The 25,484-nt window shown below is 51.7% G+C and carries 23 protein-coding genes; 6 read left to right on the top strand and 17 right to left on the bottom strand.

The features are described from left to right. The 4 genes from tmk to B9Z46_RS00645 are packed head-to-tail and all read left to right on the top strand — an operon-like array spanning position 1 to position 3,133. Complete coding sequence (gene tmk / locus B9Z46_RS00630; RefSeq protein WP_055360764.1) at positions 1 to 633, top strand: dTMP kinase; 633 nt, start codon at positions 1 to 3, stop codon at positions 631 to 633. After that, on the top strand, positions 630 to 1,634 hold the full coding sequence (locus tag B9Z46_RS00635) for a DNA polymerase III subunit delta' (RefSeq protein WP_108254180.1): 1,005 nt from the start codon (positions 630 to 632) through the stop codon (positions 1,632 to 1,634). Before tmk ends, B9Z46_RS00635 begins: the two co-directional genes overlap by 4 nt. Continuing rightward, entirely contained in the window at positions 1,635 to 2,447 is an 813-nt protein-coding gene (locus tag B9Z46_RS00640) for a TatD family hydrolase (protein ID WP_108254181.1), read from the top strand. Continuing rightward, positions 2,444 to 3,133: an ankyrin repeat domain-containing protein gene (locus B9Z46_RS00645; protein WP_108254182.1), complete on the top strand. Its 690-nt coding sequence runs from the start codon at positions 2,444 to 2,446 to the stop codon at positions 3,131 to 3,133. The genes B9Z46_RS00640 and B9Z46_RS00645 overlap by 4 nt, the downstream gene beginning before the upstream one ends. Before the next feature lie 182 nt (positions 3,134 to 3,315). On the opposite strand, the gene B9Z46_RS00650 is transcribed toward B9Z46_RS00645, so the two are convergent. The 5 genes from B9Z46_RS00650 to B9Z46_RS00670 are packed head-to-tail and all read right to left on the bottom strand — an operon-like array spanning position 3,316 to position 9,641. Further along, a complete protein-coding gene (locus tag B9Z46_RS00650) occupies positions 3,316 to 5,793 on the bottom strand; it encodes a penicillin acylase family protein (RefSeq protein WP_108254183.1) in 2,478 nt (825 codons plus the stop codon). Continuing rightward, entirely contained in the window at positions 5,793 to 6,701 is a 909-nt protein-coding gene (locus tag B9Z46_RS00655; RefSeq protein WP_108254184.1) for an LD-carboxypeptidase, read from the bottom strand. Before B9Z46_RS00655 ends, B9Z46_RS00650 begins: the two co-directional genes overlap by 1 nt. Continuing rightward, positions 6,698 to 8,080, bottom strand: coding sequence for a tRNA adenosine(34) deaminase TadA (tadA, locus tag B9Z46_RS00660; protein WP_108254185.1), 1,383 nt, complete (start codon positions 8,078 to 8,080; stop codon positions 6,698 to 6,700). Before tadA ends, B9Z46_RS00655 begins: the two co-directional genes overlap by 4 nt. Continuing rightward, complete coding sequence (locus B9Z46_RS00665) at positions 8,077 to 8,706, bottom strand: FMN-binding negative transcriptional regulator (protein ID WP_108254186.1); 630 nt, start codon at positions 8,704 to 8,706, stop codon at positions 8,077 to 8,079. The genes tadA and B9Z46_RS00665 overlap by 4 nt, the downstream gene beginning before the upstream one ends. Positions 8,707 to 8,720: 14 nt before the next feature. Further along, the gene (locus B9Z46_RS00670) at positions 8,721 to 9,641 is read right to left on the bottom strand and encodes a GNAT family N-acetyltransferase (protein ID WP_108254187.1); all 921 of its coding nucleotides are present in this window, start codon (positions 9,639 to 9,641) and stop codon (positions 8,721 to 8,723) included. Positions 9,642 to 9,680: 39 nt separating this feature from the next. Between B9Z46_RS00670 and B9Z46_RS00675 the strand changes: the two genes are divergently transcribed. Continuing rightward, a complete protein-coding gene (locus tag B9Z46_RS00675; RefSeq protein WP_055360755.1) occupies positions 9,681 to 9,881 on the top strand; it encodes a hypothetical protein in 201 nt (66 codons plus the stop codon). 12 nt (positions 9,882 to 9,893) lie between these two features. Here B9Z46_RS00675 and B9Z46_RS00680 read toward each other — a convergent pair whose 3' ends face one another. From B9Z46_RS00680 to B9Z46_RS00705, 6 genes are all read right to left on the bottom strand, one after another. Beyond that, a complete protein-coding gene (locus B9Z46_RS00680) occupies positions 9,894 to 11,129 on the bottom strand; it encodes a DUF1501 domain-containing protein (protein ID WP_108254188.1) in 1,236 nt (411 codons plus the stop codon). 19 nt (positions 11,130 to 11,148) lie between these two features. Then, positions 11,149 to 12,696: a DUF1800 family protein gene (locus B9Z46_RS00685; protein ID WP_108254189.1), complete on the bottom strand. Its 1,548-nt coding sequence runs from the start codon at positions 12,694 to 12,696 to the stop codon at positions 11,149 to 11,151. Positions 12,697 to 12,708: 12 nt separating this feature from the next. Then, positions 12,709 to 14,322, bottom strand: coding sequence for a glutamine-hydrolyzing GMP synthase (gene guaA / locus B9Z46_RS00690; protein WP_108254190.1), 1,614 nt, complete (start codon positions 14,320 to 14,322; stop codon positions 12,709 to 12,711). Between the two features lie 49 nt (positions 14,323 to 14,371). Next, positions 14,372 to 15,841 carry an IMP dehydrogenase gene (gene guaB, locus B9Z46_RS00695; RefSeq protein WP_108254191.1) on the bottom strand — a complete coding sequence of 490 codons (1,470 nt, stop codon included), beginning with the start codon at positions 15,839 to 15,841 and terminating at the stop codon, positions 14,372 to 14,374. Between the two features lie 66 nt (positions 15,842 to 15,907). Then, positions 15,908 to 16,261 (bottom strand): RnfH family protein, encoded by a 354-nt coding sequence (locus B9Z46_RS00700; RefSeq protein ID WP_108254192.1) that lies wholly within the window; start codon positions 16,259 to 16,261, stop codon positions 15,908 to 15,910. Continuing rightward, on the bottom strand, positions 16,258 to 16,707 hold the full coding sequence (locus B9Z46_RS00705) for a type II toxin-antitoxin system RatA family toxin (RefSeq protein ID WP_108254193.1): 450 nt from the start codon (positions 16,705 to 16,707) through the stop codon (positions 16,258 to 16,260). Before B9Z46_RS00705 ends, B9Z46_RS00700 begins: the two co-directional genes overlap by 4 nt. Positions 16,708 to 16,819: 112 nt before the next feature. On the opposite strand from B9Z46_RS00705, the gene smpB reads away from it, so the two are divergent. Beyond that, positions 16,820 to 17,311 (top strand): SsrA-binding protein SmpB, encoded by a 492-nt coding sequence (gene smpB, locus B9Z46_RS00710; protein WP_108254194.1) that lies wholly within the window; start codon positions 16,820 to 16,822, stop codon positions 17,309 to 17,311. Positions 17,312 to 17,326: 15 nt separating this feature from the next. On the opposite strand, the gene B9Z46_RS00715 is transcribed toward smpB, so the two are convergent. The 6 genes from B9Z46_RS00715 to infB all read right to left on the bottom strand — a co-directional run bounded on the left by B9Z46_RS00715 (position 17,327) and on the right by infB (position 25,467). Further along, on the bottom strand, positions 17,327 to 18,430 hold the full coding sequence (locus B9Z46_RS00715) for an enoyl-CoA hydratase/isomerase family protein (protein ID WP_108254195.1): 1,104 nt from the start codon (positions 18,428 to 18,430) through the stop codon (positions 17,327 to 17,329). Next, complete coding sequence (locus B9Z46_RS00720; protein WP_108254798.1) at positions 18,423 to 19,274, bottom strand: DMT family transporter; 852 nt, start codon at positions 19,272 to 19,274, stop codon at positions 18,423 to 18,425. The genes B9Z46_RS00715 and B9Z46_RS00720 overlap by 8 nt, the downstream gene beginning before the upstream one ends. 73 nt (positions 19,275 to 19,347) lie before the next feature. Further along, positions 19,348 to 21,171 (bottom strand): translational GTPase TypA, encoded by a 1,824-nt coding sequence (gene typA, locus B9Z46_RS00725; RefSeq protein ID WP_055360746.1) that lies wholly within the window; start codon positions 21,169 to 21,171, stop codon positions 19,348 to 19,350. Continuing rightward, on the bottom strand, positions 21,168 to 22,121 hold the full coding sequence (truB, locus tag B9Z46_RS00730) for a tRNA pseudouridine(55) synthase TruB (protein WP_108254196.1): 954 nt from the start codon (positions 22,119 to 22,121) through the stop codon (positions 21,168 to 21,170). Before truB ends, typA begins: the two co-directional genes overlap by 4 nt. A 1-nt stretch (position 22,122) precedes the next feature. Beyond that, complete coding sequence (rbfA, locus tag B9Z46_RS00735; protein WP_108254197.1) at positions 22,123 to 22,497, bottom strand: 30S ribosome-binding factor RbfA; 375 nt, start codon at positions 22,495 to 22,497, stop codon at positions 22,123 to 22,125. A gap of 24 nt (positions 22,498 to 22,521) precedes the next feature. Beyond that, the gene (infB, locus tag B9Z46_RS00740) at positions 22,522 to 25,467 is read right to left on the bottom strand and encodes a translation initiation factor IF-2 (protein WP_108254198.1); all 2,946 of its coding nucleotides are present in this window, start codon (positions 25,465 to 25,467) and stop codon (positions 22,522 to 22,524) included. Between the last annotated feature and the right edge of the window lie 17 nt (positions 25,468 to 25,484).

Genomic DNA, 25,484 nt, shown 5'->3' on the forward strand with positions numbered 1-25,484 from the left:
ATGAAGTCGGCCTGGTTTATCAGTTTTGAGGGCATCGACGGTGCTGGAAAATCAACCCACATCGAAGGTCTGGCGCAGTGGTTTAAAAGCCGTGGCCATGTGGTGACGCTCACGCGTGAACCTGGTGGTACGCCCTTGGCGGAAAAGTTTCGTGAATTGGCTTTGCACGAAAGCATGGACCCTTTAACGGAAGCTTTGGTCATGTTCGCAGCCCGACGCGAGCACTTGGTTCAAGTCATCGAGCCAGCCTTGGCAAGGGGCGAAGTTGTTTTATGCGATCGTTTTACAGATGCCACTTTTGCCTACCAAGGCGGTGGCCGCGGTTTTGATTGGAATGTACTGAAAGCACTTGAGCAAATGGTGCAAAAGGTTCCTGCAACAACGCTTCGTCAACCTGATCTCACCATTTGGTTTGATTTAGACCCAGCCATCGCTGCGCAACGTTTGAGCACGGCTCGCGTGCCCGACAAGTTTGAATCTCAGCCTCAATCTTTTTTTCAAGCCGTCCGTGATGGCTACGCCAAACGCATGCAGGAATCACCCTTGCGTTTTGTACAAATTGCGGCTGATCAGTCGCGTGAAGGCGTCTGGTCAGAGGTATTGAGGGCCGTTGAATTGGCATACGCAAAATGACCGCAACTGCACCCTGGATTGAAAGGCAAAGCTTGGCCTTGCTGTCGCAGCAAGGTCATGCTTGGCTGTTGCAAGGCCCGTCTGGATTGGGTCAATACGAGCTGGCCACGTCGATGGTCAGCGCATGGTTGTGTGAGTCAGCGACGGCACTGTCTGATGGCGCTTGTGGGCATTGCGGCAGTTGTCATGCTTTGAGTGTGCACACCCATGCTGACTTGATGGTGCTGATGCCAGAAACCATTTTGCTAGAACTGGGTTGGCCATTGAGCGAAAAAGCCCAATCTGAAATCGACAACAAAACGCGCAAACCCAGCAAAGAAATCCGCATTGAGGCCATGCGCGATGCCATTGAATTTTCACAGCGAACCAATGCACGCGGCAAAGGCAAGGCTGTATTGGTTTTTCCAGCAGAGCGCATGAACCATGTCACAGCCAATGCGCTGCTTAAAACCTTGGAAGAGCCGCCAGGCGATGTGAAATTTGTCTTGGCCACTGAAGCCGCGCATCAGTTGCTGCCTACCATTCGCAGCCGTTGCTTGATTCACACCATGGCATGGCCCTCTGAAACGGAAGCTGTTCAATGGTTGGAAACGCAATCAGTCACTAAGGATGACGCTGTCGCTTTGCTCAAAGCGGCAGGGGGTCGACCTGACGAAGTTCTGAAGCAACGCAATTTGGGGCAGTCAATGCAATGGTGGTCAAAATTCCCCAAGGCCATGTTGGCGGGAGATGCCAGCTATTGCTCGGACTTGCCAGCCTCTGAAGTCATTGATGCGCTTCAAAAACTGTGTCACGATTTATTGATGCTTCAAACGCAAGCGACATTGCGGTATTTCAATGAAGCGGATCTACCCAAGCTCAAAGTTTCATCAGCGCAACTCACGGCTTGGTTCAAGCGTTTGTCGCAGGCTGCCAAAACGTCTGAGCATCCTTTCAACGCGGGCCTGATGCTAGAAGCCCTTTGCACTGAAGCACGTGAAGTGCTGAACAGCTCCTCCTAGATGTACACCGATTCCCATTGCCATTTGTCTTTTCCTGAGCTCGTCTCTCAGTTGCCAGACATTCGTCAAAAAATGCACGACGCCAATGTGACGCGTGCCTTGTGCATTTGCACCACCATGGAAGAGTTTGACAACGTGCATGCACTGGCCACGAACTACGATAACTTTTGGAGCACCGTGGGTGTTCACCCAGACAACGAGGACATCTACGAGCCGTCGGTGGCTGATTTGGTTCAAAAAGCCAATTTGCCACGCGTGGTGGCCGTTGGAGAAACCGGTCTGGACTATTACCAAATGGAAGAACGCAAAGGCGGTCGCACCATTCAGGACATGGAATGGCAGCGGGATCGTTTCCGAACCCATATTCGAGCCGCACGCGCTGTCAAATTGCCCATGGTGATCCACACCCGTGCCTCCTCAGACGATACCTTGCGCATCCTGAAAGAAGAGGGTGAAGTAGGGGACGCAAACAGTGCAGGGGGTGTCTTTCACTGTTTTACTGAAACGATGGCGGTAGCCAAAGCTGCCCTCGATTTGGGTTTTTACATCTCTTTTTCTGGTATTTTGACCTTCAAAACAGCCCAAGATCTGCGTGACGTAGCAGCCTGGATGCCGCTAGATCGCATGCTCATAGAAACTGACAGCCCATATTTGGCTCCCGTGCCTTACCGTGGAAAGACCAATAATCCGTCTTATGTGCCTTTTGTGGCCAAATTACTGGCTGAGTTGCGCGGCATGTCACCTGAAGCAATGGGCGAGTTGACCAGTCACAATTTCGATCGCCTTTTTACTAAAATTAAAGCGACATCATGACCCCTGTATTTGTCATAAATAACTTTAATAAAGTAAAAAAGTATATTGTTTTTATTGGATTTTCAGCATTTTATACCTTGTCAGCTGCGGGGTCCTATGAGGACTTTTTCATTGCCCTCCAAAAGGACCAAGTTAAAGTTGTTTCTAGCTTATTGAGCCGGGGTTTTGATCCCAATACAGTCAATTTAAAAGCGGAACCCGCATTGCTCAACGCGTTGAATGTCGGCGCATTGACCAGCGCAGAAGTTTTGGTTCGCCATCCCAAGATCAACGTCAATGTTCGCAATGTGCATGGCGAAACGGCATTGATGCTGGCTTGCCTCAAAGGCCATCTTGCCTTGGCCAAGTTGTTAATTTCGAAGCAAGCCGATATCAACCAGCCAGGCTGGACGCCACTGCATTACGCTGCAACTGGCGGACATGTTGAATTGATTCAACTTTTGCTTGAAGAAAGTGCTTATATCGATGCGGAATCACCAAATGGCACGACGCCTTTGATGATGGCTGCACGTTATGGCTCAGCGAAAGCAACGCAGTTGTTGATTGATGAAGGTGCTGATATTCAAGTTAAGAACCAACTTGGCTTAACGGCTTTGGATTTCGCAAAGCAAGGTAATCGTCCGGATGCGTTGGGAATCATCTCCAAGGCAATGAATCAAGTCAATACTGATAAGAAGAGTCAGTAAGCCATTTGGGTTGGGTGATTGAGCCGATCTTCAAGCCCTAGATCGGCATTCATACATCTTATTAACTTCATACGATGTATATTATGTTAAGTAAAGTAAATGGATCAGAAAGCCAATCAGCAGCTAATCAATAGAAATACTCACCCCAAATAAAAATGGCCCTTTTCCGGGCCATCTGTCATTCAAGGTGTTAACTGCAGAACTTGCGTAGCACCCGAAGTTGTCATCCTCAATGGACGGTACTTCACTTGGCCCCATTCATCTTTCATGTCCTGATAGCGCGAGGAAAATGGATGGCCACTTTGACCCGTCTGATAAATGAAACCCGACTCGTCCAGATTGGCCAAATCGTAGACAGCACGCATGGAGGCCGCATGCCGTGTGGCAAATGGCAATGTGGCGCTATTTGTCCAGTACTGTCCCACATTAACCGTAAAGCCATCGCCGCCACTGGGCCCCACAACATCAAAGAAGCCCGCTAAAACTTTGACGTTGCCAAAAGGTCTGTGAGAACTCAGTGCTGGGTGTGCGCGTCCCCAGTTCCAGGCAGAAACCTTGTCACCTTGCATGGTGACAATTTTGTCCAAAGCTGTATCAAGCGCTTTGTTCATCAAGGCCTGGCAGCCGGCCACGCCGCACCATGATTGATCTTGCGTCGCCAAAATGCCTTCAACGGCTGGACGGAATGAGCGTTTGCCAAACAATGCTTTGAAACGAGTCTCACCCAATTTGGGAACCAGAATGGCGCGGGTCACCTCGTCAATCCAAACAGCGTAGATCAAAGCGCCTGCAGAATCACGCGACATGTCACCTTTGAAGGACTTGAGCAAAGGCAAGGCTTCTGAGGCCTTGGCATGTTGTGAGGTCAAAGTTTGAAGGTATGGCAACAAGCGATCGGCCGCCAATGAATGCACATCCGCCTGAATGCTTTTCATTGTGTTGGCATCTAACTTTGTACCTGATGACAAGAGTTGTGCAATGCGATTAAAACGCTCAGGACCCGTCCAGTCGTTGGTTAAGAATTGCGCATAGCCTGGGGGCAAAATCTTTTGGTTGGCTGTCGCATGCCATCCTCTTTTTTCAATGTCTGATTGTGAAACTTCAGGCGTTTGGTCATAAGGAATCCAAGATTGCCAATCGTATTGCGCAAGCCAGCCAGGTGCAGGCACCATGCCGTTCAAATCGTTGCTTGAAGCACGCACAGGCACTTTGCCAGCAGCCTTGAAAAGCACATGCCCGTTGGCATCCGCCATCACCACATTTTGCATGGGAGAATGATTTTTCGAGAAGGCTTGGCGCAAATCGGCAACTGATATTGCAAAGTTGGCTTCCATGCCTGCAACGATGGTTTGGTTGTCTGGGTCCAATGCCGACCAGCGAATGGCAATGGCATATTTGTCTTTGTTTAAAAATTGAGCGTAGGCAGGTTGAACGTCAGAGATGACAGGACCATGGCGTGTGGACCTCACTTGAATGGCAACATCGCCCTTCCCTTTGACTTTAATTACCTCGTTACGAGTTTCAAAATTCTGTTGTCCTGAAGGTGTTCTGTAGCTGTCTTTACCCTCCAGTGCTTCCAAAAATAAATCCTGGACGTCAGGACCCGTATTGGTGAAGCCCCAAGCGGCTTTTTGAGTTCGGCCCAAAACAACAAATGGCAATCCTGGCAAAGTGGCGCCAACCACATTCAATTCATCGTGCGTTTGACCATCTGGCAATTTGCCTGCGGGCGCATGCAAGCCTGCAAAATACCAAACGGCAGGCGCACTTAAGCCTAGGTGGGGATCATTGGCGAGCAATGGCAAACCAGATTTGGTGTTGTTACCTGGTAGTACCCAATTGTTACTGCCCTTGTCTTCTAACACCCCAATGTCAAGGGTGCTAGAAGCCAACAGCTGTTGATTTGCCATTGCGGTGGCTTGAGGTGTCGATGGCTTGGCGTAGACGCCCAAGTTTTGATAGAACGCCGCAATGTCAACTTTCGTGCCCCTCGCCTCCCCAGGATATGGCGGTAGCAAAGTCCAAAGTTCATCGGTGCTGAGTGTTTGCAGCGCCATCAAACGTGCAAATTCATTGCCCCAGTTACCGCCCAAATCCAAAGCCATCATGAGGGCCCAACCGACACTGTCAACGGCTGTCCAGGGCTTCATGTCTTTGCTGGGATTGATGCCGAGAATGAGGAATTCTGGCGCTCGCCATTGGGCACTGGCGTATCCTGATTGAACGCCTTGCGCATAAGCTTCAAGGGCTTTTTGTGTGTTCAGAGGCAACTTGTCAAATTGGGCTTGAGCGGCTTTGATGATCCCCAGTGTGCGCATCAATTTGTCTGTTTCCAAGCTGGGCTCTCCAAGCCATTCAGACAATTCACCATGCATCACCTGCCGATTGAAGGCCAATTGCCAACCTCTTTCTTGCGCATGGACATAGCCAATGGCGCGCCACGCATCGATAGGATTCTGCGCGTGGATGTGCGTCACATCAGATGCATCGCGTTTGATCTCTACGGCAGCAGATAAGCCGATGAGTTGCGCATGGCCATTCAAAGGGGCAATGGACTTCAGGACGTAAATTTGAAAAGCGCCAAAGCCCAATAATGCCAACAAGACAATGGCCAAAAGTGACCTCAAAAGCCAACGGCTCCACCGAATATTTTGCGCCATCAGATGTGTCCCCAAACCAAGAAGGCATCGCGTCCTTCCGTGGCCAAATCAACTTTGGCACCGATGGGTAAGAGGACTTTGGTGGGCACGTGGCCAAAAGGCAAGCCTGTCAAAACGGGAATCTTCAATTGCAAACGCAAGCGGTCTATCACTGTTTTCAATTTAAAACCTTTGTCGTGTGCGACCAATTTGTAGGCGGTGAATTGTCCAAACACAATGGCCTTCTGCTGCTGAAGTACACCCGCATTGAACAACTGCGTCAGCATGCGCTCAACTTTGTATGGATGTTCGCCCACATCTTCTAGAAACAAAACACCGCCTTTAACGGTGGGGAAATAAGGTGTGCCCAACAAGGACGTAAGGACCGCTAAATTGCCACCCCACAAAACGGCATTGTTGACTTTGACAGGTTTGGTGAGCTCATCGGCAGGGAAACGCCAGCCAGTGCCCTCCCCTTGTTCCAAACACAAATCATCAAAACAAGCCTGCATGATGTCATCGGGTTCATTCTCTGGCCCAAAGTCTTCACCCAAGGCGGGGCCTTGCCATGTGATTCGCTGCGTTTTGGCATAGACAGCCAATTGGAAGGCTGTGAAGTCGCTCAAACCGACAAACTGCGTGCCTTTGTCGATGGCCTTGGCGATGGCCTTATAGGGCAGCTGCGTTAGAAGTCTTGTGAGCCCATAACCACCCCGAGAAATCATGGCAATGTCAGCACCACTGGCAGTTGCACGCGTAATGGCGTTGAGGCGTGTTTCATCATCACCCGCAAAGCGCATGCTGGTGCTCAGCGCATCTGCATCAATTTCGACTTGATGGCCTTGTGCTTGAAGGCGCTTCACACCTCTCTTGAATGCTGCTTTGTCGCGAACCGCACTGGACGGTGAAAAAATGTAAATGTGGCTCATGTCTTGTTATATTTGAAAAGCTGAACAGCAGCTTCAGCAATGGATTGTCCATGTTCTTGAACGAAATGCCCAGCTTCTGGCAACAGCATGGGCTCGGGGCAATTTCGAATCTTGTTGCGAAGTGCACGCATGACGGATTCACCCAACACAGGATCTTGCAAGCCGATGGCCATCAATGATTGCCCTTGCCATTGATGTCGCCAAAATTCAGCAGCTTGGCGTGCAATGCTGGCACCAGGGCTGTCGACATGTTCTGGCACCATGGGCGGAAAAGCATGCAATGCAGCTCTGTGGCCTTTGTCAGTAAAGGGACGGTTGTAGGCTGATATTTCGTTGGCAGACAAGTGTCGATTGCCTCGCCCCAAAAGTTTGCCAACATCAAAGTCTGGGTTGGCTTTGCACCAAGCACGCCAACTCAAGAAACCCTCTGACAACGCTTCTTCGCCGGTGGTCAAGGTGGTGTTCATGACCAGCAAACCCGAAATGCGCTCGGGCATGACCATGGGCAATGTGAGACCCAGAATTCCGCCCCAATCTTGAACCACCAACACGATGTTGCGAAGGTCTAAGCGCTCAATGAATTCAATCAAAATTTGTCGATGAAAGCCAAACGCATGCGCAGATGATTTTTTCAACTTGTCACTCTTGCCAAACCCGATCAGGTCCGGCGCAACAACACGATGACCATGCGATGTGAAAACAGGGATCATCTTGCGGTACAAATAACTCCAGGCTGGATTGCCGTGCAAACACAGGTAAGTCAGTTGTTGGGCATGGGGCTGGCTTTGGTTTTCATCCAAATAGTGAAGGCGAAGTCCACCCAAGGCAGGTAAATCGGACACGTAATGCGCTTTCCACGGGTAATCGGTCAAGCCTTCAAACCATTCATCAGCAGGCCTGAGTGCGTCATCTCTTAAGGGGTTGGCGTTCAATCGTTTAGGTTTGAAAAACTGCTGCATGAGCAGACGACACTCGTCCGCCAAAACACCCCGTGTCACTTGTGTTTGATGATTGATCGTGGCGTTGGCAAAGACATCTAAGATGGAACCGGCTGCACCTGTTCGAGGTTCAGAAGCACCATAAACCACACGTGCCAGTCGGGCGTTCACAATGGCACCAGCGCACATGGTGCAAGGCTCTAAAGTGACATACAGCGTGCAGTCTTCCAGTCGATAGTTGCCCAGTGTGTTGGCTGCATCCCTTAAGGCCATCACTTCAGCATGTGCGGTTGGATCCTTAGAACCTACGGGGCCGTTGCGGCCTCGCCCCACAATCACACCGTTTTGAACCACCACAGCGCCAACAGGCACCTCACCTGCCTGCCCTGCTTGTTGCGCCAATTGAATGGCTTCTTGCATCCATTGCAGGTCAGAGGTCATGCCACCATTCCAAGACGACGCATCCAAAGGGCCAATTCTTTTTCAGACGGGTTGCCAGCTTCGTAGGCGGCATGCATTGCAGCATGCGATTCGGGACGGTGTTGATTCAGTTTGACTTTGGTTTGAATGTTCAAGACGCGCATTTCAAAGGCCACGATGGCATTTAGCATGGGTTCTGTGTAGCTGCTGGGCAATTGTCGCCACTGTTGCGCGTAGGAAGGTTCATGGTCTGAAATCAGTTGTTTCAGGATGGCATCTTTGGCTTCTTCACCTTCCAACATACGAACTTGCGCTTTGACATGCACGGCCAGATAGCTCCAAGTGGGTACTCGAACCAAATCGGGGTAAACAGACGGTGACATGTAAGCATGAGGCCCCATGAAGACCAATAAAACCTCAGGGCGTTGCTTCAAATAATTGGCATGTGGATTGCCCTTGGCCACATGTCCCAGTAGCAAGTCGCTTGATACATCGTTCTCATCGGTGGTGCTGGGTTGCAACTTGATGGGAAGGTGCGTCACAAACGGAAAACCATCGTCATCATTTGAAATCAAACTGGCAAATGGATTTTCACGAATGATGGTTCGTGCATGGGAGGGGTGATCAAATTGCTTGGGCAGGTACATGGTCTGATACCTCTTCAGATGTATGTGCCAGCCAATGTAAGAACCTTGCCACCCGTGCTCATTTTAAAACGTGCAATGCCAGCACTTCGAATGGTGTTGACGCCGCCCAAGTCAAGCATGCGAATGCCTCTTTCTTTCAGGGCTTCAATGCCTTTCCACAAAATCAAATTGTGTGCATGCAAGTCACGTCCTTTGTCTGACGTCCATCCCACTTGATAGGTGGCAGCTTCGCCATGAATTAAAAACATCATGGCGGCGATGCGGTCGCGACCCACATCGGCCCTTAAAGTCAGAATGTTCTTGGCAGGTTGCTTGCGTGAGTCAACGTAAAGGTCAAAGAATTGAACGGGCAAGCCATCTAGTTTTTTGTCTGCGCGCTGCTTCATTTCGGCATCCAGCAACCATCGATACTGACCTGCATTGGTGCCAACTCGATGGACTACCATTTCACTGTTTTCTCCACCGACCAATCGGTGGCGCCAACGGCGATCAAGCTGAGCGCGCAATTCTTCAAGCGAGGGTGTAATGTCCAACATGACCGTGGACATGCCTGACATGATTCGGCGCATGGGATTTAAACCATGCGGCTCACCTTGCGCCACTTCAGGTGTGATCGCCATGAAACGAATGCCAGAAAGTGGCAATGACTTTTTCATCGCAGCATAAACCTGGGCTTCTTCTTTGGGCGTCAAAGGCTGGGACCAAACAGGCCCGCGCGTGCAAAGCGCCATGGCCCCTAAGCTGCCCCATTTGCGAACAATGAATTGCGCTTGGGCGATCTGCTGGCCATCACGAAGAACACGCGCACGCAGCACAGGAACGCCCAACATCGCTAAACTTGAACCGTAGGCCCAATCTTGTTGCAGTGCAGCAGCGGCAGAAGCGTGAACCGCATCCCAAGATGCAATGTCGTGGCCATCCCAATGAACTATCATTGGCACACTCCTGCATGTTTCGCAGAGACGGACTGGATCATGTTGAAGAAATTCCTTGAAAAACGCCGCGCACAAGTTGTGATGGGCCACAAACTGAAAGAAGCACGTCCTACCTGGCAGGCCGGATTTTGGGCTGCTGTGTATTTTGGGTTGCCATTTTTTCTGTTCACGGTTTTGATCGATGTTGCGATTGAGTGGTTTTCAGGCAAATGTTACGGACTGTGGTGCTATTTTCAATGAAGATTGAGCGCTTTAAGCCCTGAACAAGCCATCTAAAGCAGTATCCCACCGGTAACTCGGAAAGATTTCCTGAATTCTGCTCTGTGGAAGGCCCACAGAATGCGTTAATGCTTGCGCGAACACGCCTCTGAAGTCGTGATGAACTGGCAGGTCTCGGCCCTCATTGAGCTTGTCTGCCGCCAAGCCGTCCCAGCGACCATGCCACTGCCCCCCTTTGACGCCATTGCCCATGAGCCACATCACGTTGCCGTGGCCGTGGTCAGTTCCGCGCGTGCCATTTTCGGCACAGGTGCGGCCAAACTCACTGGCAACGATCACCACATCCTTGGGCTCACTGAAAGCGGCACGCAGCTGCAACAAGGTATTAGACAGGTTGAACAAATTGTTCGCCAATTGACCTGTGACGCTGCCTTGGTTGATGTGGGTATCCCAACCACCGGATGACAAGAAACCCAACTGCAATTGTCTGTTTTGGCGCATCAGGGTCCCAAGGTGTTTGGCATCCAATGCCAGACCCTGAGGTGAACCGGCACCGTTGTTGGCAGCTTGTTGTTCATTGACCATGTTGGCTGGTTTCAACATGGCGGCAGTGGCCATGCGGTTGTTTGCCCCCTCCATCATGGTACTGGCCAACTTCTCATCACCTGCATACAACTGCCGCATGGCTTCGCGTGTTTTCGATTCTGCAAGGTAGCCTGGCCGTGTCGCCGACAAGCCATTGCCAACCAGTTGAACCGAATGAGGACCTGACAAAATTTTGGGGCCACTTTCACCTACACCTATTGCACGCAGGGCATGACCCTCCCCCAACATGCCAGACACCACATTGAGCCAGCCCGCGGAAGGTGAACTCGAACCAGGCTTGCCAGTTTCCCAATGGTATTGCGCATCAAAGTGCGAACGACTTGGGTCAGGTGATCCGGCGCAAGGGATGGCAGCCAAAACACCTTGCTGCCAAAGTGGCAGCAGTCCAGAACATGCTGGATGCAAGCCAAAGGTGTCGTCCAATGTCAAAGCGGATTGAAGAGAGCCATCGGGTTTGGGAATGCCAATGGTGGGTCTAATTTGGGCGTAGCGTGAATCGCCATGAGGCACCAACATGGACAGACCATCGTAAGCACCTCGCAAAAAGACAAGTACCAAGCGACCTTTGGGGTCTTCATTTGCGGCCATGGCATGCAGACCCTGTAGCGCAAATGCGCCGGCACTCAATGACTGCAGAATGGCATGTCGTCGCGTTTGCATCATGTGAATTGCACCACCCTTGCTACTTGAATACAAACTCTGAACTGCCCAAGACAAAGCCCATTCTCTGTGCTGGTGGCTGTTTCATGACAGCCTGAAGACTGCTGTCACTCAAGTAGCCATAGAGGTCTGATCGCTCTGGCGAATTTCTGGCGATGTTGAGTGAAAAATCAATCCGCCTTGTCAGCGCTTCTGGCGTCAACCATGTCGCAGCGTTGAAGGCATAACCATCCGGTGTGAGCCAATTTTGAATGCCTTGCCCCGCCACTGCCGCATAGCCAAAGGCTTGTAACCACTTGGTTCGATCTTGGCCTGCATTGAGAGCGCGCAAACTGGCGCACGCAAAATCAATGGGTGTTCTGTACAGTTTGTGCTCAGGATTCCAAAAGGCATCGTGGTTCAGCATCACCTTCATCACTTCGTAGATGTCGCCACCCGAAGACAAGAATTTTTGTGTCATGGCGCTCACCAAGTCTTGCGGCGGTACATCGGCTACAAAATATTCAGCCAACCGTTTGGCGACACGTTGCGCTGTAGAGGGGTGATTGGCCAAAAAGCGGATGATCTGTTCGCCTTCTTGTTGACCCATCTTCTGCGCTGAACTAGGCACGCTTTGACCCATCACAGTTTTGGTACCCGATTCGTGCAAACGCATCACAAATTGAAAACCATTGGAAGCGCGGGGCGCAATGGTCCATCCCGTCAAAACCTTGGCCAGCTCTCGCACGTCGTCTTGTGAATAGCCACCGTTGACGCCGAGGGTATGAAGTTCCATCAACTCACGCGCATAGTTTTCATTCAGTCCGCGAGCATTTTGTCCTGCCCTCGCCGCTTGCGGACTGACACTGAGCCACTGGTCGAGGTAATAGAGCATGGCGGGATGTTTTGCACTGGCCATCACCAAATCTTCAAACTTGCCCAATGCATGGGCGCGTGCAACATGGAGGGTGTAGTGCCCCACAAAGGGACGCACCGTTCCCTTTTGTTGATAGACGTTGAAATGGTTAAACCAGAATTCAGTCATGCGGGCAAGCAAGGGCTGCTCAATCGCATCGCTACTGCAACTTGCCAAACGCCAAGCAATGGCCTTGTTCACTTGCGTTCTGTTGTAAAACAAGGGATCGGTGGGTTCTGTGAATTGAAAACGTTTTTCGTTCACCACCAGTTCATTGATTTGCGTACCAGCAGGCACTGCAGCGCGTGCTTCTCGCTCCTGCCTAGCGCCGTCAAAAATAGTGGGCAAGCTGGCATTGATGGAAGCCAAATCAGGTGGCAGATTGGCAGGCGCTAAACTGGCTTGTCGGGCTGCATCAAGTTGGCTCAAAGCCCAAGCTTTAGGCTGACCATGGGCCTTGAGATCGGCCAATAAAGCAGGTGTTGGGCCATAACTCAAACGATTGAGGACGCGCCACTCAGCCGCTTTGCCTTGGGGGTTGAGATTTCCTGGAATTCCAGGAGAATCAATTTGCGAAAGTGGCCCTTGTGCGCATCCCCACAAACCCATCAAACAACAAGTCAATCCAACAAGCCACAATGGCTTGATACCCTTGAGACTTGTTGATCGAATCATGATGCTTGAATGTTATTCCCACTCAATGGTTGCTGGTGGCTTGCTGCTCACGTCGTAAGTGACACGGTTAATGCCGCGCACTTCATTGATGATACGGCCCGACACTTTTTTCAGCAAGGCATACGGTAACTCAGCCCAATCAGCCGTCATAAAGTCAGAAGTTTGAACGGCGCGCAAGGCCACCACGTAATCGTAGGTTCGACCGTCGCCCATCACGCCGACACTCTTCACGGGCAAGAAAACCGTAAAAGCTTGACTGGTCAGGTCGTACCAAGACTTACCCGACGCATCTTTGAAGTTGCGTAACTCGTCAATGAAGATGGCATCGGCGCGTCGCAGCAAGTCGGCATACTCTTTTTTGACTTCACCCAAGATGCGCACACCCAAACCAGGACCTGGGAAAGGATGGCGATAAACCATCTCGCGAGGCAAACCAAGTGCCACACCCAACTCGCGCACTTCGTCTTTGAAGAGTTCACGCAGAGGTTCGAGAAGCTTCAGACCCAATTGCTCTGGCAAGCCACCCACGTTGTGGTGGCTCTTGATGGTGACAGCTTTCTTGCTTTTGGCGCCACCTGATTCGATGACATCAGGATAAATGGTGCCTTGTGCCAAGAAGCTTGCGCCTTTGTGGCCGCCAGTTCCCGCTTTCAATTTGGCAGCTTCGTCTTTGAACACATCGACAAACAATCCACCAATGATTTTGCGTTTTTGCTCTGGCTCACTAACGCCTGCCAATTTCCCCAAGAACAAATCAGCTGCGTCCACACGAATCACACGTGCGTGCAATTTGCCTTCAAACATTTCCATGACCATGTCACCCTCGTTCAAGCGCAAGAGTCCATGATCCACAAAGACACACGTCAATTGATCACCAATGGCGCGGTGAATCAAGGCAGCTGCTACCGAGGAATCAACGCCGCCTGACAAGCCTAAGATGACTTCTTCGTCACCCACTTGTTCGCGAATCTTGGCAACGGCTTCTTCAATGTAGTTGCCCATGATCCAATCTGGACGGGCTTTGCAAATGTCCAACACAAAGCGATTCAAAAGCGCTTGGCCTTGAACGGTGTGTGTCACCTCTGGGTGAAACTGCACGGCATAAAAGCGGCGCGCTTCATCGGCCATGCCAGCGATGGGGCAAGCAGGCGTAGAGGCCATCACTTTGAAACCTTCTGGCATTTGCGTCACTTTGTCGCCATGGCTCATCCAAACTTTGAGCATGCCGTGGCCCTCTGCCGTGGCAAAGTCTTCAATGCCCTTGAGCAATTCGGTATGGCCATGCGCACGCACTTCGGCATAACCAAATTCACGGGTATGGCCTGCCTCTACCTTGCCGCCCAATTGTTGCGCCATGGTTTGCATGCCGTAACAAATGCCGAGAACAGGGATGCCCAACTCAAACACTGCATCAGGGGCCCGATCGTCGACTTCATAAACGCTGGCGTGTGAGCCTGACAAAATGATGCCCTTCAAGTTACCATCTTTGGCGTAATCACGGACCCATTCACTGGTGACGTCGCAAGGATGCACTTCACAAAAGACATGGGCCTCACGCACGCGACGTGCAATGAGTTGGGTGACTTGGGAGCCAAAGTCAAGAATCAGAATTTTGGAATGCTGCATGGAATGGGGTCAATTCAAAGGGGCTGATCTGCGATGAACGAATGTTCAATTAATCGGCGCGGTAATTGGGGGCTTCTTTGGTAATTTGGACGTCATGCACGTGACTTTCGCGAATGCCGGCCGATGTAATTTCGACAAACTCTGCCTTGTTGCGCATGTCTTCAATGGTGGGGCATCCACAGTAGCCCATGCTGGCACGCAAGCCGCCAGCCATTTGGAACAAAATGGCAACCACCGAACCTTTGTAGGGCACGCGTCCCTCAATGCCTTCAGGTACCAGTTTGTCGGCATTGGGATTACCCGTACTGGACTCTTGAAAGTATCGGTCGGCACTGCCCTGTTGCATCGCGCCAATGCTGCCCATGCCGCGATAACTCTTATAGCTTCGGCCTTGGTACAAAATCACTTCGCCTGGCGCTTCTTCAGTTCCTGCAAACATACCGCCCATCATCACGGTGCTGGCACCTGCTGCAATGGCTTTGGCAATGTCGCCGCTGTAACGAATGCCACCGTCTGCAATGAGGGGTACCCCCGTGCCTTGCAAGGCAGTGGCAACGTTGTCGATGGCCATCACTTGTGGCACACCCACACCGGCCACAATGCGCGTGGTGCAAATGGAACCAGGGCCGATGCCCACTTTGACGGCATCTGCACCCGCTTCGACCAACGCCAAGGCCGCAGCACCGGTGGCAATGTTGCCGCCAATCACTTCAATGTGCGGATAATTTTTCTTGACCCATCGCACACGCTCGATCACGCCTTGGCTGTGACCGTGGGCTGTGTCAACCACAATGGCGTCCACACCCGCTTTGACCAGTGCTTCAACGCGGGCCTCTGTGCCATCACCAACGCCAACGGCTGCACCAACCAACAAACGACCCGAGGCATCACGTGCGGCTAAGGGAAAGTTCAACTGCTTGGTGATGTCCTTGACCGTGATCAAGCCTTTGAGTTCAAAGGCATCGTTGACCACCAAGAGGCGTTCCAATTTGTATTTGTTCAAAAGCGCTTTGGCTTCTTCTGGCGTGGTGCCTTCTGGCACCGTGATCAAGCGGTCACGCTTGGTCATGATCTCGCTGACTGGCTGGTCGTAACGTGTTTCGAAGCGCATGTCGCGTCCCGTCACAATGCCCACCACTTTGCCGCCTTCACAAACGGGGAAACCAGAGACGCCCAGTTCATCGGACAGTGCCATGACCTGGCGGACTTTGGTGTCGGGTGTGATGACCACGGGGTCGCGCAATACGCCTGACTCATAGCGTTTGACTTTGGCAACCTGGGCGGCCTGTTCTTGAGCGGTCAGATTCTTGTGAACGATGCCAATGCCGCCTTCTTGGGCGATGGCAATGGCCAAACGTGCTTCGGTTACCGTGTCCATGGCCGCAGAGACCAAGGGCAGGTTCAATCGCAGTTTGCGTGTGAATTGGGTGGCAAGAGAAGTGTCCTTGGGCAGGACTTGGGAGTAGGCAGGCACCAACAACACATCGTCGAAGGTGAGGGCTTTACCGAGCAGGCGCATAAGGGAGGGCTCCAAAAAAAGGATTGTACCCTCGTCAAAGCTGGCTTTGAAGCCGAAATGTCGACTTCAATAGCCCGCAACAGCCCCAACACGGCGGCGCGCAAAAAGTCCCGTCCTGCCCTTGCCTTGGCGTTTGAATCGCTGTTTTCGGGCTAATTTAGGGTCAACCTGCAGGGCGCGGTAGATTTCAAGGCGATCCCCATCCTTGAGCACTTGGTGACTGGTGACCATGCGACCCCAAATTCCTTGTTTAGAAGGCATTTCAGGGGGGTGTTTCAAGGCGGCTAAGTAGGAGAGCCATTCGGGTGATTGGTACAAGGACGCAAGGGCATCTTTGACCAAGCTGCCTTCAGGCAAAGACAGACGCATTTGCACCACCTTCCTGGGCGCGGTACTGAACAGGCAGTCGACCTGAATCATGCTTCTGTGCCGTAGATTTGATCGGCGCGCTTGACAAACGCATCCACCAAAGTTGCGGCAATTTTGTCAAACACGGGGCCCACCACAGCCGCCAAGGTTGCGCTGGAAAAGCCGTATTCCAAAGTGAGAGTGACCTTGCAGGCCCGTTGAGAGTTGTCGCCCACAGGATCAAATGACCATGTGCCATCCAAATTTGAAAACGGCCCTTTGACCAATTTCATTCGGACTTCGCGGTTTTCAATGTGGGTGTTGTGCGTGACAAAGATTTGTTTGACGCCAGCCATGCCAATGCCGACTTCAGCGTCCATCTCTAAACCTTGAACATCCAACACTTTGGAGTGATTGCACCAAGGTAAAAAATGCATGTACTGATCGACATCTGTTACCAGGCGAAACATTTCCTCTGGCGAGTACCAGATTAAAACGGATTTGATCAGTTTCTTCATACAATAAGGCTTCTGAGACACATTGTAATTTCTCTAAGAGGCTCCTTGCTCAAACAAGCGCAAATTCAAGCGCCAAAGCAAGACGGGCCAACGCCCTCCTCCTATCACTGTCATGGCCACGCCACCCAAAAAAAACAAAGGACCTGGTAAGTCAGGTCTCATTGCCGAAAACAAAAAAGCAGCCTTCGACTACTTTTTTGAGGAGCGGCACGAGTGCGGCATGGTCTTGGAAGGCTGGGAAGTGAAAGCTGTGCGCGAAGGCAAAGTTCAACTCACCGATGGCTATGTGGTCATTCGCAACAAAGAGATGTTCATCATTGGTTGCCTGATCAATCCGCTTAAAACGGCCTCGACTCACGTCAATCCAGAAGCGGCCCGCACTCGCAAGTTATTGCTTAAACGGGATGAAATCGATCGCCTCACCAGCAAGGTCGAGCAAAAAGGTTTTACCTTGGTGCCCATCAATTTGCATTGGAAGGCGGGTTTCATCAAGTGCGAAGTTGCGCTTGCAAAAGGCAAGGCCGAACACGACAAACGTGACACCATCAAAGACCGCGAAGGCAAGCGCGAGGTAGAACGCGCCATGAAAAGCCGCCACCGCTAAGGGCGGCCGCATGGACTAATTCAGGTGGCGCAGTGGGTGCGTCTCTGGGCTCCAAGGACTCTCAAAAAACGCAGGCCATTCAGTTGGCGCTACATCGGCCAACTGTCCGTGAGCCCATTGGGGTTGATGATCTTTGTCAATGGCCAAGGCACGAATGCCTTCAACGGTTTCGCTGCGTTGTCGCAAGTGGAAACAATGGTGAACCAAATCACGCTCCATGCGCAAGTCATCGGCCAAACTCATGTTGCGTGCTTTGCGAATTTGAGCCAACACCACATGCACCATCAAAGGGGATGCCTTGGTCAAACTGGTCAGGGTTTGCTGGGCCCATTCAGAATTGTCTTGCGCCAAAGCAAGGCTGATTTCTAAAGGCGAAGACAATGCAAAAATTTGATCGATCTCAGCCTTATGAGGGAAAGAAGAAGTTTCCAATTTGGTGAACTGACTTTGAATCCATCGCTCAACCGCTTCGCCACTTTCAAAAGGTGTGCTCAACAAGGTGTTCCAAAGTACAGGCAAGCGTTGCACCTCAATCAACCCATCTGCCAAACCGGCCTGAATGGCTTGCAGACCATTGATTTTTTGACCAGTCAGACCCAAGTACTCACCAATCCGACCAGGACAACGACCTAAGAAATAGCCGCCGCCTACATCAGGAAACAAACCAATGTGTGTTTCGGGCATGGCCATTTGCGTTTTGTCAGTCACGATTCGAACGCTGGCACCTTGGCTGATGCCCATGCCGCCGCCCATCACAACACCGTCCATGAATGCGATATAGGGCTTTGTATAGGTGTGAATCAAATGATTCAATGCGTATTCTTCTGTAAAGAAATCTGTCAGACTTGTATCGCCAGCCAAAGCTGCCTGGTGAAAGAATCGAATATCACCACCGGCACAAAAGTGTCCGAAGGGACTTTCTTTGCCGTGGCCGCGCACCAGCACAGCCAACACTTGGGGATTGTTCTGGAACTCTATCAAGGCTTTCGTCAAATCGCGAACCATGTCAAGCGACAGCGCATTCAATGCTTTGGGACGATTGAGCGTGATGCACCCTACTCGACCGGTAACTTCTTTGATGATCAAAGAACTGGCGTTGCCAGCATTCATGTCAGACATTGCGTTGTCTCCATCCAAACCATTCATTTCCAAACAAAGCAGCAATCACCATGCTGCCACCCACCAACACACTCAGGTGTGGTTCTTCATTGGCACCCCACCAGGCCAAGGCAATGCCAAAAATAACTTCTAACAAAGCGAGCAATGAAACCTCAGGCGCCTTCAAGGATCTGGCACAAATGACCGACAGCGTACAAGGGATGGCCAATTGCACAAAACCCAACAAAGCCAGCAAACCCAAATCGTGAGGGCTCGTTTGCAAGGGCCAGGCCAATGGCAATGTAAGCAGAGAAGAAATCACAGCCCCTAATAAAACCGAGGGCACCAGGTCAATGGACGTGCCTTGTGACTGACTTTTCTGTGTCAAGTTCCATTGCGTAGCGCCTGCAAGCGGAACACACAATGCCACAGCGGCACCCATCAAAAAATTGGGATCACCCAATTGCAGTTGGCTGACAAACATCAATGCAATACCAGCACCTGCGAATGCAATGGCAACCCACGTTCTAAGTGGCAGTCGATGAGATATAAAAAGCCAAGAGCCAAGCGCTGTCAGCAAGGGACCACAAGCCATGGTGATCAAGACATTGGCGACTGCAGTCAGCGTCAAGGCCATCATGAACGCTGTGAACATGATGCTCCAGCACAAGCCCGACAACCAAAAATAAGGGCTGCGCCAAGGCAACCTTTTCCAAACACCCACACCTTGCCAGAGGGTCAGGATGAAGATTAAGCCCAGAACCGTGAAAGCACTCCGCCAAAAAGTGATCTCAAAGCCGCGCGCGCTTTCTAAGTGGCGTGAGACCACGCCAGCGATTGACCACAAAGCGGTCACGAGCACCATCAAGGCAACTGCGTGACCGTGTTTGAGTTTGAGCACTTTGAGTGCTTACGAGTCTTAAGGAACCGGTCGCAAATTACGCGCGACCAGCTTTCTTACGCTCGTGCTCTTTCAAGAAGCGCTTGCGCAGACGAACGCTCTTCGGTGTGATTTCCACCAACTCATCATCGTCAATGAACTCAACGCCGTATTCCAAGGTCAGGTCGATGGGCGGTGTGATCTTGATGGCGTCTTCTTTGCCAGACACGCGGAAGTTGGTGAGTTGTTTTGTACGTGTGGCGTTGACCACCAAGTCGTTGTCACGGCTGTGGATGCCCACAATCATGCCTTCGTACACAGGGTCATTGGCCTTCACAAACATGCGGCCGCGGTCGTCCAATTTGCCCAAGGCGTAGGTGAAGATTTCACCATCGTCCATTGAAATCAGCACGCCATTTTTACGACCACCAATTTCACCTTTGTGAGGTTCGTAGCTGTCAAAGATGTTGGAAATCAAACCGGAGCCACGTGTCAAGTTCAAGAATTCGTTGGTGAAGCCAATCAAACCACGAGCAGGAATACGGTATTCCAAACGCACACGTCCGCGGCCATCGGGTTCCATGTTGACCAATTCGCCTTTGCGCTCGCCCAGGGCTTGCATGACGCCGCCTTGGTGAGTTTCTTCGATGTCAGCGGTGACCAATTCAATCGGCTCATGACGTACACCATCAATGTCGCGGAACACAACGCGTGGCTTTGAAACAGCCAACTCATAACCTTCGCGGCGCATGTTTTCCAACAAGATGGTCAGGTGCAATTCGCCGCGACCTGCTACGTCAAACACGCCTTCTTCGTCGGTTTCCTTCACGCGCAGCGCTACGTTGTGTTGCAGTTCTTTTTGTAGACGATCCCAAATTTGACGGCTCGTAACGTACTTACCTTCGCGACCGGCCAAGGGGCTGGTGTTGACACAGAAATTCATTGTCAACGTGGGCTCGTCGATCTTCAGCATTGGCAGTGGTGCAGGATTGACAGGGTCAGTGACAGTTACGCCGATGCCCAAGTCTGCAATGCCATTGATCAATACGATGTCTCCAGGGCCAGCTTCAGTAACTTGAACTCGGTCCAAGCCACGGAAGGTCAAAACTTGGTTGATGCGGCCTTTGAAGGAATTGCCATCAGGGCCTTCCATCACTTGCACATCCATCATGGGTTTGATGGTGCCTTGGCTGATACGGCCCACACCAATGCGTCCGACAAAGGTCGAGAAATCAAGCGCTGAAATTTGCAATTGCAAAGGCGCATCTGGATCACCTGCCTGTGCGGGTACGTGCTTCAACACAGTGTTGAAAAGCGCAGACATGTCAGGACCCCACTGCTCGCCTGGTGCACCCTCTTCTAAGGATGTCCAGCCGTTGATGCCCGAGGCGTAAACCACTGGGAAGTCGAGTTGTTCGTCTGTTGCGCCCAATTTGTCAAACAAGTCAAAAGCTTGATTGACCACTTTGTCTGGGTTCGCGCCAGGCTTGTCTACTTTGTTCACAACCACGATGGGCTTCAGGCCCAAGGCCAAAGCCTTCTTGGTCACGAAACGCGTTTGGGGCATAGGACCTTCTTGCGCGTCAATCAGCAGGACCACGCCGTCCACCATGGACAAAGCGCGCTCCACTTCACCACCAAAGTCCGCGTGGCCTGGGGTGTCAACGATGTTGATGTGCGTACCTTCCCAGCTGACGGCACAGTTTTTGGCCAAGATGGTAATGCCACGTTCACGCTCAATGGCGTTGTTGTCCATGACGGTGTCGACCACTTTTTCGTGTTCGGCAAATGTGCCAGACTGACGCAGCAGTTGGTCAACCATGGTGGTTTTACCGTGGTCAACGTGGGCGATGATCGCGATGTTACGAATTTGTCTACTCATGCTAAGGCCTTCTCCAAAATTGATTGAATTTCTAGGGGGCTTAACAAGCGCCCCGGAATAAGTTCACCAGCTTTCACATGCGCAGTGCCCAAGAGCGCGCGCGGTGAATCGCCGTACACAGCAACATGCAAGTTGTCGGGCCAATCGCCTCGACGGCGCACGCCGCTTAAGAATCTGCCCGCATCATCTGGGGGCAAGGTGACAGGGGTATGACCATCGAGCAAGGCATCGACAGCCAACAATTTCATTTCACGCTCTGCTTCAGGCAAAGCTTCTAATTCTTGAACACTGATGCATTCAGCTTCTTTAAATGGACCCGTTTGAATGCGCCGCAAAGCACTAAGGTGTCCACATGTACCTAAGGCAATGGCAATGTCTTCACCCAAGGTGCGAATGTAGGTGCCCTTGCTGCAAGTCACTGTGACTTTCAATCGACGGTGGTCATTCTCGGGCGCAACTTCTTCCAATGCCAAAGCATGGATCACGATGTGGCGAGTTTCTCGTTCCACTTCTATGCCTGCACGTGCGTAGTCATACAAAGCTTTGCCATCCTTTTTCAAGGCGCTGTACATGGGTGGAATTTGATCAATCGGCCCAGTGAACTTGGTTTGCACTTGTTGCAGTTGATCCGCTGTGAAGCTCACAGGCATTTCAGAAACCACTTCACCTTCCAAATCACCCGTGCTGGTTTGGACACCCAAAACAACAATGGCTTCGTAAGACTTATCTGCATCCAAGTGCAGCTGACTGAACTTGGTGGCTGCACCAAAACACAAAGGCAAAACACCCGTGGCCAATGGATCCAAGGTGCCTGTGTGCCCTGCCTTTTCGGCGCGCAGCAACCACTTGGCTTTTTGCAAAGCATCGTTACTGGACATACCGTATGGCTTGTCTAACAACAGCACCCCATGCACAGGGCGCCGTTGCACCCTGGTGCGTGGCGCGTTCATATCACTCCTCGTCCTTTGAACGTGAAGCGACTGCCTTGGAGATCAAGGCATTCATGTCGGATGCACGCTCAGTGGTGCGATCAAAAATGAAATGAAGCGTGGGAACTGTGTGAATTTGCAAACGCTTGAACAAGCCATTGCGCAAGAAACCAGCGGCCGCATTCAAACCTGCAGTGGCTTCTTCTGGCTTACCCGTAATGATGCTGAAAAACACCTTGGCATGTGCGTAATCGGGCGTGACCTCAACGGCATTCAAAGTCACCATGCCCACACGTGGATCTTTAAGCTCGCGCGCAATCAGCTCCGACAGATCCCGTTGGATCTGGTCGGCAACGCGAAAACCGCGGTGTGCTGAGCTGGTGGGTTTGCGAGCCATGATGCGGTGAGCCTGGTACTGTGTTTACAGGGTACGTGCAATCTCTTTAACTTCAAAGAATTCCAGTTGGTCACCCACTGCAATGTCGTTGTAGTTTTTGAGTTTGATACCGCACTCGAAACCTTCTTTGACTTCGCGAACGTCGTCTTTAAGGCGTTTGAGTGAGTCGATGTCGCCAGTGTAGATAACCACGTTGTCGCGCAACAAACGGAATTTGGAAGAGCGAGTAACTTGGCCATTGGTGACCATACAACCCGCAACCGTACCAATTTTGGAAGCCACGAACACCGTGCGGATTTCGGCCATACCAATGACTTCTTCCTTCTGCTCTGGGGCCAACATGCCAGACATGGCGGCTTTCAATTCATCTACCGCGTCATAAATGATGTTGTAGTAATGAATGCTGACGCCGTTACCTTCGGCTTGCTTGCGCGCACCGGCATCGGCACGCACATTAAAGCCAATGACCACCGCTTTGGACGCAATGGCCAGGTTGATGTCGGATTCGCTGATACCACCCACCGCTGCGTAGACCAATTGAACCTTGATCTCGTCGGTTGACAGTTTGAGCAATGATGCGGCCAAGGCTTCTTGCGAACCTTGTACGTCGGCTTTGACAATGATGGGTAAAGTTTTGACTTCGCCAGCACTCATGTCGCTGAACATGTTTTCCAACTTGGCGGCTTGCTGCTTGGCCAGTTTGGTGTTGCGGAACTTACCAGCGCGGTAAGTGGCAATTTCACGAGCTCGACGTTCGTCGCTGAGAACCATGAATTCGTCACCTGCTTGCGGTACTTCCGTCAGACCCTGAATTTCGACAGGGATGGAAGGACCCGCAGTTTTGATGGGCTTTCCGTTTTCGTCCAACATGGCGCGAACACGGCCAAATGTTTGACCTGCCAACACCACGTCGCCAGTAGACAAAGTACCCGATTGAACCAGAACGGTGGCCACAGGACCACGCCCTTTGTCCAAACGCGCTTCAATGACCAAGCCTTTGGCGGCTGCATCAACCGGCGCTTTCAACTCAAGCACTTCAGCTTGCAAGAGGACTTGTTCGAGCAATTCGTCAATGCCGGCACCGGTTTTAGCGGACACGCCCACGAATGGCGAATCGCCGCCAAATTCTTCAGGCACCACTTCTTCGGCAACCAATTCACCCTTCACGCGGTCGAGGTTGGCATCAGGTTTGTCGATCTTGTTGATGGCCACAACAATCGGTACACCCGCTGCTTTGGCGTGCTTGATCGCTTCTTTGGTTTGTGGCATCACACCGTCATCAGCGGCCACCACCAAGATCACAATGTCGGTCGCTTGAGCACCACGAGCACGCATGGCCGTGAAGGCCTCGTGACCTGGCGTGTCCAAGAAAGACACCATGCCACGGGCAGTTTCAACGTGATAAGCACCAATGTGTTGCGTGATACCACCTGCTTCGCCAGATGCCACTTTGGCTCGGCGAATGTAGTCCAGCAAAGACGTTTTACCGTGGTCAACGTGACCCATCACCGTCACCACTGGGGCACGTGACAACAAAGGCGCATCGCTTTGTGACACTTCCTCGTCGGTAAATGCTTCTGGATCGTCAAGCGCAGCAATGACAGCTTTGTGACCCAGCTCTTCCACCACGATCATGGCGGTGTCTTGGTCCAAAGGCTGATTGATGGTGACCATCTGGCCTAGTTTCATCAATTGTTTGATAACTTCAGAGGCCTTGATGGCCATCTTGTGCGCCAACTCAGCCACTGTGATGGTTTCGGGCACGTGCACCTCAATGACGCGCGCCTCGACGGGTGCTGCTTGCGTGTGTTCTTCACGATCACGGTCATTGCCACGACGGTTTTTTGGTCCGCCGCGCCAGTTGTTGCGGCCAACACCACCACTGGTGTCGCCACGTGTTGGGATGGCTTTCTTTTTAGTCGCTGGATCACCAGCCCAGCTTGAAGAAAGCTTGGCTGATTTAATTTCTTTGTTACCACCAGGCGCCGCATCTTTGGCATCCGTCGAAGCAGGCGCGCGTTTGGCGGTAGCACCTGCGACCTGAGCCGGTTTGTGCAAAGTGCCTTTTGCGGCTTTAGGATCCGCTTTGGGTTCTTCTTTGACTGGGGCTTTTTTGGCCGGACCACTCATCATGGCGCGAATGGCTTCCGCCTCCGCCAATGCTTTGTTACGGCGCAAGTTCAAATCACGTTCGCGTGCAGCTTCATCAGCCACAACGGCTTTGGCTTCGAGCTCTGCCTGATCTTCAGCGGCTTTTTTCTGCGCTGCTTTTTCAGACAATTTGACTGATTCAGCGTTCACACGCTCGGCCTCAGCAGATTGTGCAATGCTGGGATCAACGGGTTTAGAGGCTGCGTTGATGCTGTCAGCTTCATGTTGAGCGGCTGCAGCTTTGGCGCTGCGAATGGCTGCAGCCTCAGCGGCAGTTTCTTCAGGCGATTTTTGAGCTGCGTTAGCAGCCAATTCGGCTTCTTGAGCTTGCGCTGCTAAGCGTTTGGCCTGTTCTTTGGCCTCGCGCTCGATCCGCTTTTCTGCAAGCGCTTCCTCTTGGCGACGAAGCAATTCGGCTTGGCTGCGTGCTTCTTCTTCACGGCGCGCCAATTCAGCATGATCGATCAAGGGTGCAGCAGGCTCTGCAGCGGCGGGCGTTTGTTCAGTTTCTAATTCGTCATCGCGTTTGATGAAGGTGCGTTTTTTGCGAACTTCAACTTGGATGGTGCGCGCTTTACCTGTTGAATCAGCCTGTTTGATTTCACTGGTTGATTTTTTAACCAAGGTGATTTTTTTACGCTCACCTGTGGCGGTGCCATGGCTCGCTTGCAAATAACTCAGAAGCTTTTGCTTGTCTGTTTCAGTCAACGCATCGGATGGCGCTGACTTGTCGACACCTGCAGAGCGCAATTGCTCAAGCAAAGTGTCAGGTGATTTTTTGAGTTCGCTGGCGAACTCGGCGACGGTATTACTGGACATATGGGGTTCTTGCCTCC

It is taken from the genome of Limnohabitans sp. Hippo4, assembly GCF_003063605.1.
Lineage (GTDB): Bacteria > Pseudomonadota > Gammaproteobacteria > Burkholderiales > Burkholderiaceae_C > Limnohabitans_A.